This is a genomic window from Dyadobacter sp. CECT 9275 (assembly GCF_907164905.1).
In the GTDB taxonomy this organism is placed as follows: Bacteria; Bacteroidota; Bacteroidia; order Cytophagales; family Spirosomataceae; genus Dyadobacter; species Dyadobacter helix.
This window is the reverse complement of the sequence record NZ_CAJRAF010000002.1, coordinates 2530235-2546142: the sequence shown is the minus strand read 5'-3', so window position 1 is coordinate 2546142 and position 15908 is coordinate 2530235. Positions and strand designations below refer to the sequence as shown.

Below are 15908 nucleotides of genomic sequence, written 5' to 3'. Positions count from 1 at the left end.
CCGGAAATATATCCGGTCATATCATGAGTCAGGCTACTTTTTAAATGGTATGCTGCATTATAAATTTAATTATCAGGTAATTATATGCTTTTCGTAAATTATTGATATCTCTACAAAGACAACTATAAAGCGAAATAGCCCTATGTGTCAGTATACTTATTAACAAGCGTTAACATAAAGCAGGAATCCGGTAATGATTGACCCTCAAATATTACATAGTGAACTTAGTTTTCAAACGGCGAGAAGCGGTGGAAGCGGCGGGCAAAACGTCAATAAAGTAGAGTCAAAGGTTGAACTGCGGTTTGATATCCCCAACTCGGCGATTTTAACCGAAGACCAAAAACAGATACTTTATGAGCGTATTCCTTCCCGGCTCACCAACGACAAGATCCTGATCCTGTACCACCAGACAGAGCGTTCTCAGTATGCCAATAAGGAAAAAGTGATTGAGAAATTCGACCGCATGATCAGTCAGGCGTTTATTGTTCCCAAAAACCGGAAGCCTACCAAACCAACCCTTGCCAGCAAACTTCAGCGCTTGCAGGAAAAGCAACGCAAGGGAATGGTGAAATCCATGCGTAAAAGGCCTTTGCCAGAATAGTTATTATTTCTAAAATAAACGTTATCCGCTTATCAAAAGCATGAACCCAGGTACCTCACTTGTCAGTCGTTATAAAGTCAACTCTGTTTTTTCCCTGCCGGTAATAGTCGTATCACTCGGTTATTTTGTGGATGTTTATGACCTGCTTCTTTTTAATATAGTCAGGGTGCCTAGCCTTAAGGATCTGGGCCTTTCTGAAGAACAGATATCAACCGTAGGGTCTCAAGTGTATAACTGGCAGCAGGCCGGGTTGCTGATCGGCGGATTTATGTGGGGCATTCTCGGGGATAAACTGGGAAGGCGTTCGGTTCTTTTTGGCTCCATAATGACCTACTCGCTGGCCAATATTGCATGTGGTTTTACCAATAATGTCGACTTGTATTCTGTTTTGAGATTTATTGCCGGAGTGGGTCTTGCTGGAGAATTGGGCGCTGGCATTACGCTGATTTCTGAGATACTTCCGGGGCGTTTAAGAGGGTACGGAGCATCTATTGTTGCCGGCGTGGGATTGCTCGGCGCCATAGCTGCTTTTTTTGCTGTAAAACTCACCGACTGGCGCACTGCTTACTTTATTGGAGGTGGAATGGGGATCATCTTACTTGGTTTGCGGGTGAATGTGCTCGAATCCCTTTTGTTTGATGAAAGTATCAGGAAAACAAAAGCCAGGGCAGTACAATGGTGGTCAATCTTTACAAAGTGGCCGAGGTTCATCAGGTATCTTCGCTGCATGGGTATAGGATTGCCAACTTACATGGTCATAGGTATTTACGCTACCTTCGGGAATGAATTCGCAAAGGCGCTGGGCATAACAGGCGAGGTTCAGGCAGGCAATTGCGTATTGTATACCTATCTTGGTGTGGTAACCGGTGATTTTTTCAGCGGCTTTCTTAGCCAGTGGCTCAGGTCCAGAAAGAAAGCGATCCTCTTGATGATGGTAATGACTTTTATGGCTACCGTTTATCTTATCTACGGAGGGATCCAAAAAGTAGAAACGTTATATACTTGTTACGCGGTACTGGGATTTTCAATAGGATATATCGCTATGTTTCTGACCACCACAGCGGAGCAGTTCGGGACCAATCTCAGAGCTACGGTAACTACTTCCGTTGCCAATAATGTCCGGGCAACGGTGCTGCTAACGCTGCCTCTTTATCAGTACCTTAAACCGGAATGGGGAGTTTTGCACGCGGGCGCGATGGTGGGAATCATCTGTTTTTGTCTCGCCGTTTTTTCCCTCTGGAAAATGGAAGAGACTTACGGAAAGGATTTGAATTATGAGGAATCCTGATAAGCTTTTATTTAAGCAGCCGGAGGTCGAACTTGAAATCAGGTAATATGTCTTCCCCGGATAAGTATTGATCAAAATCTGTAATATGATGGGTAGAACCATTGCTCCGATAGACATACGCTTCCTGATCCTTAGGATTGATAAGCCATGCAAGCAGCACACCATTTTCAATATATTCAGTCATTTTTGCCTGGGCCTGTTTGAGCTTGTCATTTGCAGACATTAGCTCCACAATGAATTCAGGAGAAACAGGCGGAAATTTTTCCTGTTCCCTGGCTGTCAGTAAATCCCATTTCTGATTACTTATCCAGGCAATATCAGGGGAACGCATAGCACCATTAGGGAATCTGAATCCGGTTGAGGAGTCAAACACCTGTCCTAGCCGACGGGCCCGGTTCCATAAAACCACTTCAAAAGAAAGCTCCGAATTTCTGATTCCCGTTTTTCCTCCTGTTAAAGGCATAATGATGATTGTTCCGTCTGGATTGCGCTCAAAACGAAGTTCAGGATTACGTTGACAGAATTCGAAAAATGCATCATCATCCATGTCTATGAGCAAGTCAAGACGCAGTTCATTCTGGTATTCAGCAAGCGAGCTACTAACAGCCAGTGTCATGATTCCGGGATTTGATGACGAATTCTTTAAGTGTAATGAATACGATAACTCTAAGTTACAGATATCCTTTGAAATTAAATAGGTAATTCAAATTAGGGTACGATCAATAATACGGTTTGAAAAATTTAAACCAAAGCATCCCAAAGTATTTCTGCGGGGTGTAATGCCTTTCGTCCCGTTCCGTCATGAATCTGATGCCTGCAGCTGGTGCCGGGCGCGGCGATGATCACCTCTTCGGGTTGCTGTCTCACGGCCGGGAACAGGACCAGCTCACCTATCTGCATGGAAAGGTCGTAATGCTCCGTTTCATACCCAAATGAACCGGCCATGCCGCAGCAACCTGATGGGATCAGCTGAACGGTATAATTTTCAGGCAGCGAAAGCATTTTTTTAGTTGGTACCACGCTGGAAATGGCTTTCTGCTGACAGTGCCCATGAAGCTTGATGAGCCGTTTTTCTTTTGTAAACTGATTTTTAGTAATCTTTTTCAGTTCCATTTCGCGGGCGATGAATTCGTCAAACTGCAGGGCATTCATAGCCAGTTTTTTCGCTTCTTCCACCCATTCGTCTCCCACAAGGTCGGGGTATTCGTCGCGGAACGTGAGGATCGCCGATGGCTCTATACCCACCAACGGCGTATCGTAGGATATGATATCTTTAAGTAGTTTGATATTGTTTTCAGCCAATTTCTTTGCATCCCTGAGTAATCCTTTTGACAGCTGAGGTCTGCCTGAGGGGCCATGTTCGGGAATGATTACCTCGTACCCTAATTTTTCCAGCGCGAGTATGGATTTCTTGCCAATCTCAACATCGTTATAATTGGTAAATTCGTCACAAAACAGATAAACCTTTGGTTGGTTTTTCGCATTTTTTGTGCTTGATACCTCCTTTTTTACTTTGTTCTTCCACCAGCCTTTCAGGGTAGTGTCGTGCAGCAAAGGCATGGTCCGGTCAGGGTGAAAGCCAACGATCCGGTTGGCAATCCGGCGCAATGGGGCATTTTTATAAACCAGGTTATAAGCCCAGGGAACATAGCTTGCGAGTCCGGTCATTTTGGAGAAATTGCCCACCAGCCATGACCTTAGCGGTACTCCGTGCACATCATGATATTGCTGTAGGAACTCCATTTTAAGCTTGGCAACATCCACATTGGACGGGCATTCGCCTTTGCAGCCTTTGCAGGCTAGGCATAAATCATAAACTTCCTTGATGGCCTTATTGTCAAACCTGTTCTCTTTTGGAGAACGGGTGAGCATCTCGCGCAGAATGTTTGCCCGGGCTCTTGTGGTATCCTTTTCATTGCGCGTTGCCATGAAACTTGGGCACATGGTTCCGCCGCTCAGCTGGGTTTTACGGCAGTCGCCGGAGCCGTTACATTGCTCGGCATGCTGAAGTATTGTCTGATCGTGAAATCTGAAATGGGTCTTGAATTCAGGTGTTTGCTGGTCGGCCTCATAACGGAGAAAAGTATCCATAGGGGCTGTATCAACAATTTTTCCGGGATTGAAAATATTGTTGGGGTCCCAGGCCTTTTTAATTTCCTTAAACAGGTTATAGTTATGTTCACCGACCATCTTAGGAATAAATTCACCTCTCAGACGCCCGTCGCCATGCTCGCCGGACAGTGACCCGTCATATTTTTTAACCAGTGTTGCAATTTCTTCGGCGATCATCCTGAACTGGCGATGTCCTTCCGAAGTTTTGAGATTTATAATCGGGCGAAGGTGTAATTCTCCTGTCCCTGCATGTGCGTAATGCACCGCTGACATGCCATGTTTCTTGAGAATTATATTGAAATCCCTGATGTAATCAGGCTGGTCGTATACATCTACCGCCGTGTCTTCTATGACCGCCACTGCCTTTTCATCGCCCGGAATATTAGCCAGCAAGCCGAGCCCCGCTTTACGCAAGCTCCATATTTTTTTGGTGTCCTCTCCAAATAAAAGCGGATAGTGAAACCCGATTCCGGCTTCCATGAGCTCTGCTGTTAAAGCCGCAGCCAAGGCTTCAACTTCCTCCTTTGTTTCGCGTGAGAGGTCGGCTACGAGAATAGCAGGAAAGCTGCCGTCCGGCTTATTCATTACAAAAAAGGCATTTTTCTTTTGTTCGGCATTGGTACTGGCGCATTCAAGTACGTAGTCGTCAATAAGTTCCACGGCATGAGGCTGGTACTTAAGCGTCAGGACAGTCGCTCGTAAAGCTTCATCAATAGAATTACAATGCACGCATACCAGGCCCTGCGTTTTAGGGGGCAGCGGTACGAGGTTTAGTTTGATTTCTGTCAAAAAACAAAGCGTACCTTCCGAACCCGCAATGAGACTGCACATATTAAAAGGCCTGGCTTCTTCTGCGTTTTCCTGTTGGGAATAAGGTTCCATGTTCAGGAGCATATCCAGCGCATAGCCTGTATTACGTCTGCTGATGCTGGGTTTCGGGAAGTTTTTTCGGATTTCCTCTTGGTTATTATCCGAAGCAAGTATGCTGTCTGTGGAAAGATAAATTTTATCCAGTAAGGAGGCACTGCCGTTTTTACTTCGCGCAGCACTGAGTAGATCCGCATATTCGGCAGCGTTGAGTTGTTTAAATTCGGCATCGGTGCCATCCGCCAGTATGGCTTTTACTTCCAGCGTATGCTCCCTGGCACTTCCATAAACGATACTGTTAGATCCGCAGGAATTATTCCCAACCATCCCGCCGATCATGGCCCGGTTGGCAGTAGAAGTTTCGGGACCAAAGTACAGGCCATAGGGCTTAAGAGCCATATTCAGCTCGTCACGAACCACACCAGGCTGAACCCTTACCCAATGTTCTTCCTGGTTGATTTCCAGTATTTTAGTGAAGTTTTTTGAAACATCCACTACGATACCGTTTCCTACCACCTGCCCGGCAAGCGAGGTGCCCGCTGTTCTTGGAATAAGAGAGATATGATTTTTATTAGCGAAGGAGATCAGGTTCCTGATATCGGTAATATGCTTTGGTATGGCCACCGCCAGGGGCATTTCGCGATAGGCAGAGGCGTCAGTTGCGTAAAGGGTACGAATGGTTTCATCCAGAAATAAATCGCCTTCAATGGTCTCGGCAAGTTTACGGAGGGTAGAATCATCAACAGCTGTTTGCGGCATCATATAAGCGGATATGCAATGAGAAATCTAAAGGCAAAGTTACACAGTTGTAGCTTTTGTTGCACTGTTAAATCGCCAATCGGATTGAATGGATATAGAAAAATGATGTAACAGCAAATTTGATTTTAATATTCAAGATGTGCCTGGTTTTTTGTGCACAAAAGTTTGGGTATTTACAAACTCTCTGTTTTCCCGCCATCTACTGGCAAATTGATACCGTTGATACTGGCGGCGGCGGGTGTGCACAGAAATGCAGCCGCTGCACCGACTTCCGGCGCTTCTGTAAAGCGTCGGATGGGAATCGTGGCTTCTATTTGTTCTGTTATTTCTTCCCTTGTTTTGCCTTGCTCATTGCTTCTCATGGTAAGGGTAGTGTCCAGCCTGGCAGTTTTGGTGTAGCCGGGCAGTACATTGTTGGTGGTAATGCCATAGGGTCCCAGTTCAACTGAAAGTGTTTTGGACCAGCTGGCCACGGCACCGCGGATGGTATTGGAAACACCCAAGCCGGGGATGGGCTGTTTCACGGAAGTACTGATAATGTTGACAATCCGTCCATAACCAGCTTTTTTCATGGCAGGTACCACGGCCTGGGTCAGGATTTGATTGTTGATCAGATGCATCTGGAAAGTTTTAACAAACTGTTCGGTATCGGCATCAATGATAGGCCCTCCGGCAGGTCCGCCTGTGTTGTTGACCAGAATATGAACCTCCGGACAAAGTCGCAGATAATTTTCAATGGCCTCCTTCACCACCGATGTGTCGGCAAAATCGGCTACCAGGTAGCGGTGCAGCTGGCCGTGTGTGATGTCGAGCCTGTTGACGGCGTCTCTCAGCGCGTTTTCATTTCTTGCTATTAAAGTCACGTTTGCGCCCAGAAGCGCAAGTTCTACCGCAGTTGCCAGGCCAATTCCCTGTGTACTCCCGCAAACCAATGCCGTTTTTCCCTTAAGGTTAAGATCCATAGTTGTTCTTAATTTTAGCAGGCAGGTACTTTCATAGATTTACTGCCTTTCATTTTATTTCTAATACCTTATTTTCAGTTATCTTTGCGACTTATTTTTCAGCAGTAAGGCAGGTGCGGCGGAAGGTGTATATCCGTTTGCCAGCTCTTCACAATCTGATAAACATAAGAATGAGATTTTAATATCTCAAAAATCCAATTATCATCTAATATTTACCATGTCCAAAAAAATCCAATCCGCTCTTATATCTGTTTACTATAAGGATGGACTTGAACCATTGGTTCGTCTTTTACATCAAAATGATGTAAAACTCTATTCCACGGGAGGTACGCAAACATTTATTGAGAACCTTGGTATACCCGTAACACCAGCAGAAGAGCTAACCGGATACCCTTCTATTTTCGGAGGAAGGGTGAAAACTTTGCACCCTGCCATTATGGGAGGTATACTTTACCGCCGCGACGACGAGGGTGATGTGGAACAGGCAAAGCAATACAATATCCCTGCCATCGACATGGTGGTGGTGGACCTGTACCCTTTTGAGGAAACTGTGGCCTCCGGCGCATCGGAAGAAGATATTATTGAAAAGATTGATATCGGAGGCATTTCCCTGATCAGGGCTACTGCCAAAAATTTTAAAGATACCCTCATCGTTTCTTCCCGCAGCCAGTATGCAACCGTGGTGGAATTACTGAGTGCTAAGGGTGCCGCAACAGATCTGGAAGACCGCCGTTATTATGCCGGACAGGCTTTTGGGGTTTCGTCCCATTACGATGGTGCCATTAACAGTTTCTTTTTGGGCAGAAAGGATGATTCGCTGCACGATTTCACAAGTTTGCCGGCACAAACGCTTCGCTATGGGGAAAACCCACACCAGAGCGCAACTTACTACGGAGATCTGGAAGGGATTTTTGACAAACTGCATGGCAAGGAATTGTCGTACAATAATCTGGTGGATGTTGACGCCTGCGTGAACCTGATCGATGAATTTGCCAGTGGTGACCCTACCTTCGCCATCATCAAACATACCAATGCCTGTGGGATAGCTACGGCGGCCACGGCGAAGGAAGCTTATGACAATGCCCTTGCCTGTGATCCGGTTTCGGCTTTTGGAGGTGTGGTGATCACCAATTCAACCGTGGATCTGGCTACTGCCGAAGAGCTGAACAAACTTTTCATGGAAATCCTTATTGCCCCGGCATACGACGAAGAGGCACTGACTCTGCTGAAATCAAAGAAAAACCGTATTCTTTTGAAAAGAAATGCCGTGGAACTTCCGGGTATCATGTTCAAGACAATCCTGAACGGGGTACTGGCGCAGGATAAGGATCTTTCGACGGAGGTAGCTTCACAATTTACGACTGTTACTGAAAAAGCACCTTCGGAAGCAGAGTTAAAAGCGCTTGAGTTTGCTTTGAAGGTATGTAAACATACAAAATCAAACACGATTGTACTTGCAAGGGAAAATCAGCTCCTGGCGAGTGGCACCGGGCAGACTTCGCGGGTGGATGCGCTTCGGCAGGCCATAGACAAGGCCAAGGCTTTTGGTTTTGATCTGCAGGGTGCCGTTATGGCTTCTGATGCGTTTTTCCCTTTTGCAGACTGTGTTGAAATCGCACATGAGGCCGGAATTACCGCTGTGGTACAGCCAGGCGGATCCATTCGGGACAAAGATTCCGTGGAATACTGTAATGCCAACGGCGTCGCTATGGTAACTACGGGGATCCGTCACTTTAAGCATTAATATAAAAGCTGGCAGAGCCGGAGTTTGATAATTTCCATGAGGGAATTTTTTGAGCTCCGGTTTTCTTATCCTGCCTGCTAATTTCCTCTTTGAAAGTAAACGTAATAATGATCCGGAACCGAATTTTAAGATCAGTAAAGATACTGGTAGTCGGTCTGATCATTCTCCTGCTTAGTTACGTTTTTCTGTTTCCTCAGCTATTTTATTGTCAGGTTTTACCTTTTTCTGATTTTCGCAGAATCAGTTCCGATGTATACATCAGCCCATCTGTTGCCGGGAAAAGATACAACGATATTCGGAAATCCATAGCAGCTTCCCAGGCCCGCATTGAAGCTTTCTACACAGGCCGTAACTCCCGTCCTGTGATTATAGTATGCAACAATGACCTGGAATACGAAAAGTACTGCAATAGCAAAGAAGGAGCCGGATGCAGCCTCGGCACGCCGTGGGGGGCTTATTATGTGGTGTTGAACCGGCAGGGGATAAATACGGATGTGATCAGCCATGAAATGGGGCATATTGAGCTTCTGAGTCGTTTGGGCTGGTTCAAAACGCAGGCCCAGGTGCCGCAATGGTTCAACGAAGGCCTGGCGCTGATGCTGGACAAACGATTTGTCAATAATCCGGATGCAGCCGGTACTTATATGGATTATATGCAGGAATGGCTTTATTTTTCCAAAAATGGAAGGAAGAAGCTGGAACTTCATCAGATCGCATCTCTGAGCGGTTTTTTTTCGGGAGACCAACAGCGGACCCTGTTTGCGTATATGACTTCAGGTATGGAGATATCCTACTGGCTGGCGCGCGGAGGTACTAAATGCCTTCCCGGTTTTCTTCGGGATATGGAAAGCGGTATGTCCTTTGAGCAGGCATACGCCAAATCAGAAACAGAAGGTTTGCAGCGTAGGGAAATAATGCTGCCAGCCAATCCATTACGTCTTTATCGCTATCATCAGTCTCCCTGATCATTTCTTCCCAGGCCAGGATTTGAAATATTAGTCGCTGATACCAGCGAAAATGTCAAATATCGACCGGTATCGATTAATATTGTCTTGCACTATTTTCTGAAAATAATGTACCTTTCGGGCCAAACGAAGATTATATATCCACTATCTATTCATACAATTTGAGATGCAACAATTACAATCGCTGGACTACATCGTATTTTTCTTCTATTTCATAGTTGTATCCGGTTATGGCTACTGGATTTATCAGAGAAAGAAATCAGCGGTAGAGTCTACCAAAGATTTTTTCCTGGCGGAGGGTTCGCTCACCTGGTGGGCCATTGGTGCGTCCCTTATTGCTTCCAATATCTCTGCCGAACAGTTCATAGGGATGTCGGGAAACGGCTTTTCCATGGGTTTGGCTATTTCAACGTACGAGTGGATGGCGGCTGCAACACTGGTGATTGTTGCGGTGTTTTTTATGCCTATTTATCTTAAAAATAAAATTTATACAATGCCTCAGTTCCTGAGTCAGCGGTATAATCCAACCGTGAGTCTTATTATGGCTATCTTTTGGCTGGCGCTGTATATCCTGGTAAATCTTACGTCGATCTTATATCTGGGGGCACTTGCTGTTTCCGGAATTTCGGGCCTGGATTTCCAGTTTTGTATGATTGCCCTGGCCGTTTTTGCAATCATTATTACCATTGGCGGCATGAAGGTAATTGGTTTTACGGATGTAATTCAGGTATTCTTTCTGGTTATCGGAGGATTGGCAACCACCTATCTGGCCATTAATCTGGTGTCGGAGGAGGCGGGCCTGGATGGTATTGTCAGCGGATTCAGGATGATGCAGGACCGACATGATGACCACTTTCACATGATCTTTCCCAAAACCAGCCCATTTTACATGCAGCTTCCGGGCCTCACGGTTCTGCTGGGCGGGATGTGGATTGTGAACCTTAATTACTGGGGGTGTAACCAGTACATCACGCAGCGTGCCCTCGGGGCGGACCTTAAAACAGCCAGAAATGGTATTTTGTTTGCTGCATTTTTGAAATTACTGATGCCCGTTATAGTCGTATTGCCAGGTATTGCGGCTTATGCCCTGTATAGTAAAGGTATGTTTCAGACCGACATGCTGGGTGAAGATGGTTTGATAAATGCGGATAAGGCTTATCCGGTATTACTGAACCTGCTTCCTTCCGGCCTGAAGGGGCTTTCATTTGCTGCCTTGACAGCCGCCGTTGTGGCATCACTGGCAGGAAAGGCCAATAGCATATCAACGATTTTTACACTGGATATCTTTAAAAATTATATCGGTAAAAATTCGGATGAAAAAACATTGGTACGCATAGGGCGGATTGTGGTAGTGGTTTCTATGATCCTTGCCATCTTGGTTTCTCCCTATATGGGAATTGATAAAAAAGGAGGTTTCCAGTTCATTCAGGAAATGACCGGGCTACTTTCACCGGGCATTTTTGCATCATTCATCATGGGTTTTTTCTGGAAAAGGACCAACTCGGCCGGAGCATTGTTCGCTATTGTGGGAGGTTTTCTGATCGCCCTGGGTATGCACAATAATTTTCTGCCGTTTGCCGACTGGTCGCAGGTACCTTTCCTTGACCGGATGGGCTGGGTTTTCCTGATCTGCGTGGTTGTGATGTTTATCCTGGGGCTGATTATGCCGGATGAGAAGAAAGGCCTGGGGATAGATGCCTCCATGTTTGTCCCTCATAAAACGTTCATCATCGGCGCAGCTGTTGTTATCGCCATCATAACGTTTCTGTATAACTACTTTTGGTAAGACAAGGATGCCCATAAAAAAGGCTGCAAATCATCGATTTGCAGCCTTTTTTATGGGGTAACATATTAGGCTATTTCTTCTTCAATAATGTTGATTTTCTGGATTTTATCACCTTGTCTGATCAGATCAACAGTTTCTACGCCTTCCACTACTTTTCCGAAACAGGTATGGTTCCGGTCAAGATGAGCGGTATTTTTGCGGCTGTGGCAAATAAAGAACTGCGAGCCGCCCGTGTCACGCCCGGCATGTGCCATGGAAAGCACGCCGCGGTCGTGGTACTGGTTGTTACCGGTTAATTCACATTTGATTTTGTATCCCGGTCCTCCACGGCCTGTGCCGGTTGGGTCTCCACCCTGGATCATAAAATCAGGAATCACCCGGTGGAAAATCAGACCGTCATAGAACCCTTTTTTGGAAAGATCAACAAAGTTTTTAACGGCAATGGGAGCATCTTCATCGTAAAATTCGATAAGCATGGTTCCTTTATCCGTGATCATTTCTGCTTTTGTCATTTTGTAAAGCGAATTGAAGTTATGTTTTAAAAAAATATCCATATCCGCAGATATGGATATTGAACAGCAAAGAAAAGCAATATGTTTCCGTTTCTTTACTCCTGGTATCAAATAAACTTTGTACGGAGCTAAGAGTCCCTTGCAGGCTTGTTCAGAACTTTCGTTGCTGCTTTTACAGCATTTTTCTGATCAAGATCAATTTTGGCTAAATGCTCAACAATAACACCGCTGCCCCATTCACGGCTACGCTCCGGATTAGAAAACCATTCCTTTACGGCAACGAGTTTATACAGGTACTTGTTGGTCTCCGGATTAAGCCTCAGTTTAAAATAATCATCTTTATTCTGAGCCGTCATTTTATTCTGGATATGCTGCGGACCAGCATTGTAAGCGGCCGCTACCAAAGTCCAGGAACCTAGCTGGCGGTGTAATCGGCGCAGGTATTTGGCTGCGGCGTGCGTTGATTTTACAAGATGCTTTCGTTCATCGGTTTTTTCATTCACTACCAGGCCAAGAGACCGGGCCGTAGATGGCATAAACTGCCAGTAGCCCCCCGCACCTCTGTGTGACTTGACTTCGTCACTCATTGCGCTCTCTATAACGGGAATATATTTGAAATCGGCTGGTACCCCGTACTTTTTAAGGATGGGCTCAATAATTCTCATCCTTTTTTCAGTCCTTGTCATCAGCTTACGAAAAGTGGGATTATCGTAATTCCTGATCATATTTTGATATCGCCTGGCAATTCGAAGCTCCGATACCGGAAGGGCTTCGCCACAGAAGTCAATCTCAAGAAGATCTGAATTGATTGTGTTTTTTGATGTCAATTCCTTCTTTTCTACCTTCTTTTCGCGGAGGGTATAAGCTCCCATCAACGCAATGGCGAAGGCGATAAAGACTAATCTAATCATGCATGTGTTATTTCGTGAAACATAATTTTTAGTGACTTTTTAGAAATCACTTTCGGGACAAAGATAACGCTATTAGAATTAATAATATTTCACATGTGGGTAAAATATTGATTAAGAGGTAATTGTGTAAATGTTGATTGGTACTAATCTCAGATAATAAAATTTGGCTGTTTGCCCGTATCCAAAGTTATAATTGGCGAATGGAGCAGACAGAAGCAATTATCGTTGGAGCTTATAATACTTTTCGAAATGCGATAATTGCACTGAAAATGTGATTATATTAAGAATAGGAAAATTTTGAATTGTATTTTAGTTTGATAATCAGTTGGTTACAAGTTATTTGGGTTATTTTTAACTGTATTATTCTGTAAAATCTGTTTCAAATGAAGGCATTTTGAGCTTTTAAGATTTAAAGGTTATCGGTAATAGTACTAACTTGCATGATCAGGAAAGGTAAAATGATAGCATGATCACAGTAACTTCTGCCAGGGAAAAAGTTGTCTCGGGAACTTCGGCATTGCCCAGCCGGATAAGACATTTGTCAGGTGCTTTGGGGTATGTGCTGGCTAGGGATGTGATAGCACCTGTGCCGTTGCCTTCTTTTCGGCAGTCGTCCATGGATGGTTATGCGCTGAATCACCTGGATATTACCGGTTCGGCTATGACCTTGCCGGTTTCAGGCGAGTCAAAAGCCGGGGAAACCCAGTTTCAGCTGTTGGCCCCGGGAACGGCATTCCGGATTTTTACCGGTGCACCTGTTCCGGAAGGAGCCACTGCGGTGGTCATGCAGGAAAGGGCAACCAGAAATGGGGACAAAGTTACCATTCATGAATTTCCGGTGGTGGCTAACAGGAATTTGAGAAATGTTGGCCAGCAGATTAACAAGGGAGAGGTTGCTTTACCCGCGGGTACACTGCTGGGGCCGGGAGCAATCGGATTTCTGGGGGGATTTGGTATCACTGAAGTGGAGGTACATGAAAAGCCAAAAGTTGTTATTTTGATTACCGGGGATGAGCTCGTAACCGCAGGTCAGCCGTTAAAACACGGTCAGATATATGAATCCAATGCGGCAATGTTGATAGCGGCACTGGAAAAGGAGGGGATTGCCGGGGTCAGTGTAGTGAGTACGGAGGATTCGCACCAGGCCATTGCGGATAGGCTGGGAGAAATTTCAGAAGGTGCCGACCTGATCATAGCCTCTGGAGGAATATCTGTAGGAGATTATGATTTCGTGGGTAAGGCGATGATGGAAACGGGTGTTGCCACTGTTTTTTACAAAGTGAAGCAGAAGCCGGGAAAGCCTTTGTTCTTTGGTCAGAAGGACGAAAAATTGTTTTTTGCACTTCCCGGAAACCCGGCATCCTCGCTGGTTTGTTTTTATGAATATGTACTACCTGCACTGCGTAAGATGTACGGACGTAAAGATATTTTTTTACCAGCTTATTTCCTGCCCAGTACCAAATCCTACTCTTTTGACGGAGAAAGGGACGAATTCCTGAAAGCACATGTTGAAGCTGGAAAGGTTACGCCTTTGTTTGGTCAGGAGTCCTTTGCACTGCGCTCTTTTGCCTTGGCGAATGCGCTGATTTATCTTCCGGCTGATCAGGCAAGGGTTGCGGAGGGCGATCTGGTGGAAGTTCACTTGCTGCCTTAGGAGGAAATTATTTCATAACAGTTAACAGACGGATGAATATTCGAATCTTATATTTCGGGGCAATTGCAGACATTACAGGTGTAACAAATGAGCAGATCGACTGGCCGGAGGGAGGAAAGGTAGCCGATCTCAGGCGGGAAATGGAGGGTAAATATCCTGAACTGCATGGGAAGAAATTCAAGATCGCGGTGAATCATCAGATTTCGGATGATAACATACTCATTTCTTCGCCCTCGGAAATAGCTTTTTTGCCACCTTTCGCGGGTGGTTGATTTGTGAAAACGCGTTCTATTTGATCTTAAAATGAAAGAACATAAAAAGAAAAAGGTTTTTGTGCAAGGCCCGGTCAGCCCTCAGTTTGTGGCTGATTCCATTGCCAGTCATCAGTCCAAAACAGGAATTGGCGCACACGCCATTTTCCTGGGGCAAATCCGGGCGGATCAAAAGGAAGAAGGCGTCGTAAGTGGTATTGAATACAGTGCTTACGAAGAGATGGCAGAAGAAACTTTCCATAAAATAAGGGAAGCGGCCTTCGCGAAGTTTGAACTTAGCTGTCTGCACATCTATCACAGCCTCGGCTTGGTACCCACAGGTGAAATCAGCCTTTTTGTTTTTGTGTCTTCTGCGCATCGCCGTGCCGCTTTTGAAGCGTCGGAATATATTGTAGAAGAGATTAAAGCGAAGGTCCCTATTTTCGGAAAAGAACTGGTGGGTGAAAGCGGGTACGTTTGGAAAGAAAATAAGTAATCAGTAATACACCAACATGTGGATAGGAAGCTAATCCTACCACAAGGGATGTACTGTTTTGACGACTATGGTTGATATTACACATAAAACAAATACTTTACGGATAGCTACTGCCCAAGCCATTGTGCAGGTGAGCAAACAGGAAACCATTGACGCGATTTCGGAAAGAAGGGTCCCGAAAGGTGACGTTTTTGAAATGGCCAAAGCGGCAGGCTTTCTCGCGGTAAAAAAAACACCGGACCTGCTGCCTGACTGTCATCCGATACCTGTAGAGTTTACGGGAGTGAATTATCGGGTAGAAGGGCTTACCATTGTCATTGAACTGACTGTTAAAACCATCTACAAAACCGGGGTGGAAGTGGAAGCCATGCATGGTGCCTCGGTAGTGGCACTGACCATGTACGACATGCTGAAGCCGATTGATAAGGGGGTGGAAATCCGCAATATCAGGCTGCTTGAAAAAAAAGGGGGCAAAAGTGACAGAAAGCCGGTTCCTGAGAACTTGAAAACTGCAGTAATAGTCTGTTCCGATACCTTATCGAAGGGCATAGGGGAAGATAAATCCGGTAAAAGAATAATTGAGAAACTGGATAAAATGGGTATCGCGGTAAAAGATTACAGTATCATACCGGACGATAAACAGGCGATTCAGGAGAAAATAAAAAGCCTCTGCAGCTTGTCTTATCAAATGATATTGGTAACAGGCGGAACCGGTTTGTCGCCCCGTGATGTTACACCGGAAGCTGTAACGGAACTGATTGACAGGCAAATTCCTGGGATTGCGGAAACGGCCCGATACTACGGGCAGGAGAGAATGCCAACTTCCATGTTGTCACGTTCTGTCGGAGGACTGATCGGCGATACTCTTGTTGTAACCATGCCAGGCAGTACCGGTGGTGTTACAGAGTATATGGACGCTCTTTTTCCGCACATATTACATGTGTTTAGTGTAATGGAAGGAAACAAGCATGCACCGGATACATTGATTCACTGATATAAA

Annotated in this window: 14 protein-coding genes; 9 read left to right on the top strand and 5 right to left on the bottom strand. The window is 45.4% G+C overall.

Going from position 1 to position 15908, the window contains the following annotated elements; translation table 11 throughout:
• Window positions 1–193 precede the first annotated feature (193 nt).
• Both arfB and KOE27_RS18270 read left to right on the top strand, forming a co-directional pair.
• Window positions 194–601, top strand: coding sequence for an alternative ribosome rescue aminoacyl-tRNA hydrolase ArfB (arfB, locus tag KOE27_RS18275; RefSeq protein WP_215240261.1), 408 nt, complete (start codon window positions 194–196; stop codon window positions 599–601).
• A 40-nt stretch (window positions 602–641) separates the two neighbouring features.
• Window positions 642–1889 carry an MFS transporter gene (locus tag KOE27_RS18270; protein ID WP_215240260.1) on the top strand — a complete coding sequence of 416 codons (1248 nt, stop codon included), beginning with the start codon at window positions 642–644 and terminating at the stop codon, window positions 1887–1889.
• Window positions 1890–1896: 7 nt separating this feature from the next.
• On the opposite strand, the gene KOE27_RS18265 is transcribed toward KOE27_RS18270, so the two are convergent.
• From KOE27_RS18265 to KOE27_RS18255, 3 genes are all read right to left on the bottom strand, one after another.
• Window positions 1897–2505 (bottom strand): Uma2 family endonuclease, encoded by a 609-nt coding sequence (locus KOE27_RS18265; RefSeq protein WP_215240259.1) that lies wholly within the window; start codon window positions 2503–2505, stop codon window positions 1897–1899.
• Window positions 2506–2630: 125 nt separating this feature from the next.
• A complete protein-coding gene (locus KOE27_RS18260) occupies window positions 2631–5630 on the bottom strand; it encodes an FAD-binding and (Fe-S)-binding domain-containing protein (protein WP_215240258.1) in 3000 nt (999 codons plus the stop codon).
• 170 nt (window positions 5631–5800) lie between these two features.
• The gene (locus KOE27_RS18255) at window positions 5801–6589 is read right to left on the bottom strand and encodes an SDR family oxidoreductase (RefSeq protein ID WP_215240257.1); all 789 of its coding nucleotides are present in this window, start codon (window positions 6587–6589) and stop codon (window positions 5801–5803) included.
• 217 nt (window positions 6590–6806) lie between these two features.
• Here KOE27_RS18255 and purH point away from each other — a divergent pair, with 217 nt between their 5' ends.
• From purH to KOE27_RS18240, 3 genes are all read left to right on the top strand, one after another.
• Window positions 6807–8333, top strand: a complete 1527-nt coding sequence (gene purH, locus KOE27_RS18250; protein ID WP_215240256.1) for a bifunctional phosphoribosylaminoimidazolecarboxamide formyltransferase/IMP cyclohydrolase — start codon at window positions 6807–6809, stop codon at window positions 8331–8333.
• A 107-nt stretch (window positions 8334–8440) separates the two neighbouring features.
• The gene (locus KOE27_RS18245) at window positions 8441–9298 is read left to right on the top strand and encodes a hypothetical protein (RefSeq protein ID WP_215240255.1); all 858 of its coding nucleotides are present in this window, start codon (window positions 8441–8443) and stop codon (window positions 9296–9298) included.
• 166 nt (window positions 9299–9464) lie between these two features.
• Window positions 9465–11084 carry a sodium:solute symporter family transporter gene (locus KOE27_RS18240; RefSeq protein WP_215240254.1) on the top strand — a complete coding sequence of 540 codons (1620 nt, stop codon included), beginning with the start codon at window positions 9465–9467 and terminating at the stop codon, window positions 11082–11084.
• Between the two features lie 65 nt (window positions 11085–11149).
• Here KOE27_RS18240 and KOE27_RS18235 read toward each other — a convergent pair whose 3' ends face one another.
• Both KOE27_RS18235 and KOE27_RS18230 read right to left on the bottom strand, forming a co-directional pair.
• Complete coding sequence (locus tag KOE27_RS18235; RefSeq protein WP_215240253.1) at window positions 11150–11596, bottom strand: peptidylprolyl isomerase; 447 nt, start codon at window positions 11594–11596, stop codon at window positions 11150–11152.
• Window positions 11597–11724: 128 nt separating this feature from the next.
• Window positions 11725–12507, bottom strand: a complete 783-nt coding sequence (locus KOE27_RS18230) for a lytic transglycosylase domain-containing protein (RefSeq protein WP_215240252.1) — start codon at window positions 12505–12507, stop codon at window positions 11725–11727.
• 466 nt (window positions 12508–12973) lie between these two features.
• On the opposite strand from KOE27_RS18230, the gene KOE27_RS18225 reads away from it, so the two are divergent.
• From KOE27_RS18225 to moaCB, 4 genes are all read left to right on the top strand, one after another.
• On the top strand, window positions 12974–14161 hold the full coding sequence (locus KOE27_RS18225) for a molybdopterin molybdotransferase MoeA (protein WP_215240251.1): 1188 nt from the start codon (window positions 12974–12976) through the stop codon (window positions 14159–14161).
• Window positions 14162–14193: 32 nt separating this feature from the next.
• Complete coding sequence (locus KOE27_RS18220) at window positions 14194–14433, top strand: MoaD/ThiS family protein (RefSeq protein ID WP_215240250.1); 240 nt, start codon at window positions 14194–14196, stop codon at window positions 14431–14433.
• A gap of 31 nt (window positions 14434–14464) precedes the next feature.
• The gene (locus KOE27_RS18215; protein ID WP_215240249.1) at window positions 14465–14908 is read left to right on the top strand and encodes a molybdenum cofactor biosynthesis protein MoaE; all 444 of its coding nucleotides are present in this window, start codon (window positions 14465–14467) and stop codon (window positions 14906–14908) included.
• Window positions 14909–14975: 67 nt separating this feature from the next.
• Window positions 14976–15902, top strand: coding sequence for a bifunctional molybdenum cofactor biosynthesis protein MoaC/MoaB (moaCB, locus tag KOE27_RS18210; RefSeq protein ID WP_215240248.1), 927 nt, complete (start codon window positions 14976–14978; stop codon window positions 15900–15902).
• The last annotated feature ends 6 nt before the right edge of the window (window positions 15903–15908 follow it).

What these genes read in the sequence shown, in the direction of transcription:
- arfB (WP_215240261.1), top strand. Translation starts at nt 194, where the DNA reads ATGATTGACCCTCAAATATTACATAGTGAACTTAGTTTTCAAACGGCG.
- KOE27_RS18270 (WP_215240260.1), top strand. Translation starts at nt 642, where the DNA reads ATGAACCCAGGTACCTCACTTGTCAGTCGTTATAAAGTCAACTCTGTT.
- KOE27_RS18265 (WP_215240259.1), bottom strand. Translation starts at nt 2,505, where the DNA reads ATGACACTGGCTGTTAGTAGCTCGCTTGCTGAATACCAGAATGAACTG.
- KOE27_RS18260 (WP_215240258.1), bottom strand. Translation starts at nt 5,630, where the DNA reads ATGATGCCGCAAACAGCTGTTGATGATTCTACCCTCCGTAAACTTGCC.
- KOE27_RS18255 (WP_215240257.1), bottom strand. Translation starts at nt 6,589, where the DNA reads ATGGATCTTAACCTTAAGGGAAAAACGGCATTGGTTTGCGGGAGTACA.
- purH (WP_215240256.1), top strand. Translation starts at nt 6,807, where the DNA reads ATGTCCAAAAAAATCCAATCCGCTCTTATATCTGTTTACTATAAGGAT.
- KOE27_RS18245 (WP_215240255.1), top strand. Translation starts at nt 8,441, where the DNA reads ATGATCCGGAACCGAATTTTAAGATCAGTAAAGATACTGGTAGTCGGT.
- KOE27_RS18240 (WP_215240254.1), top strand. Translation starts at nt 9,465, where the DNA reads ATGCAACAATTACAATCGCTGGACTACATCGTATTTTTCTTCTATTTC.
- KOE27_RS18235 (WP_215240253.1), bottom strand. Translation starts at nt 11,596, where the DNA reads ATGACAAAAGCAGAAATGATCACGGATAAAGGAACCATGCTTATCGAA.
- KOE27_RS18230 (WP_215240252.1), bottom strand. Translation starts at nt 12,507, where the DNA reads ATGATTAGATTAGTCTTTATCGCCTTCGCCATTGCGTTGATGGGAGCT.
- KOE27_RS18225 (WP_215240251.1), top strand. Translation starts at nt 12,974, where the DNA reads ATGATCACAGTAACTTCTGCCAGGGAAAAAGTTGTCTCGGGAACTTCG.
- KOE27_RS18220 (WP_215240250.1), top strand. Translation starts at nt 14,194, where the DNA reads ATGAATATTCGAATCTTATATTTCGGGGCAATTGCAGACATTACAGGT.
- KOE27_RS18215 (WP_215240249.1), top strand. Translation starts at nt 14,465, where the DNA reads ATGAAAGAACATAAAAAGAAAAAGGTTTTTGTGCAAGGCCCGGTCAGC.
- moaCB (WP_215240248.1), top strand. Translation starts at nt 14,976, where the DNA reads ATGGTTGATATTACACATAAAACAAATACTTTACGGATAGCTACTGCC.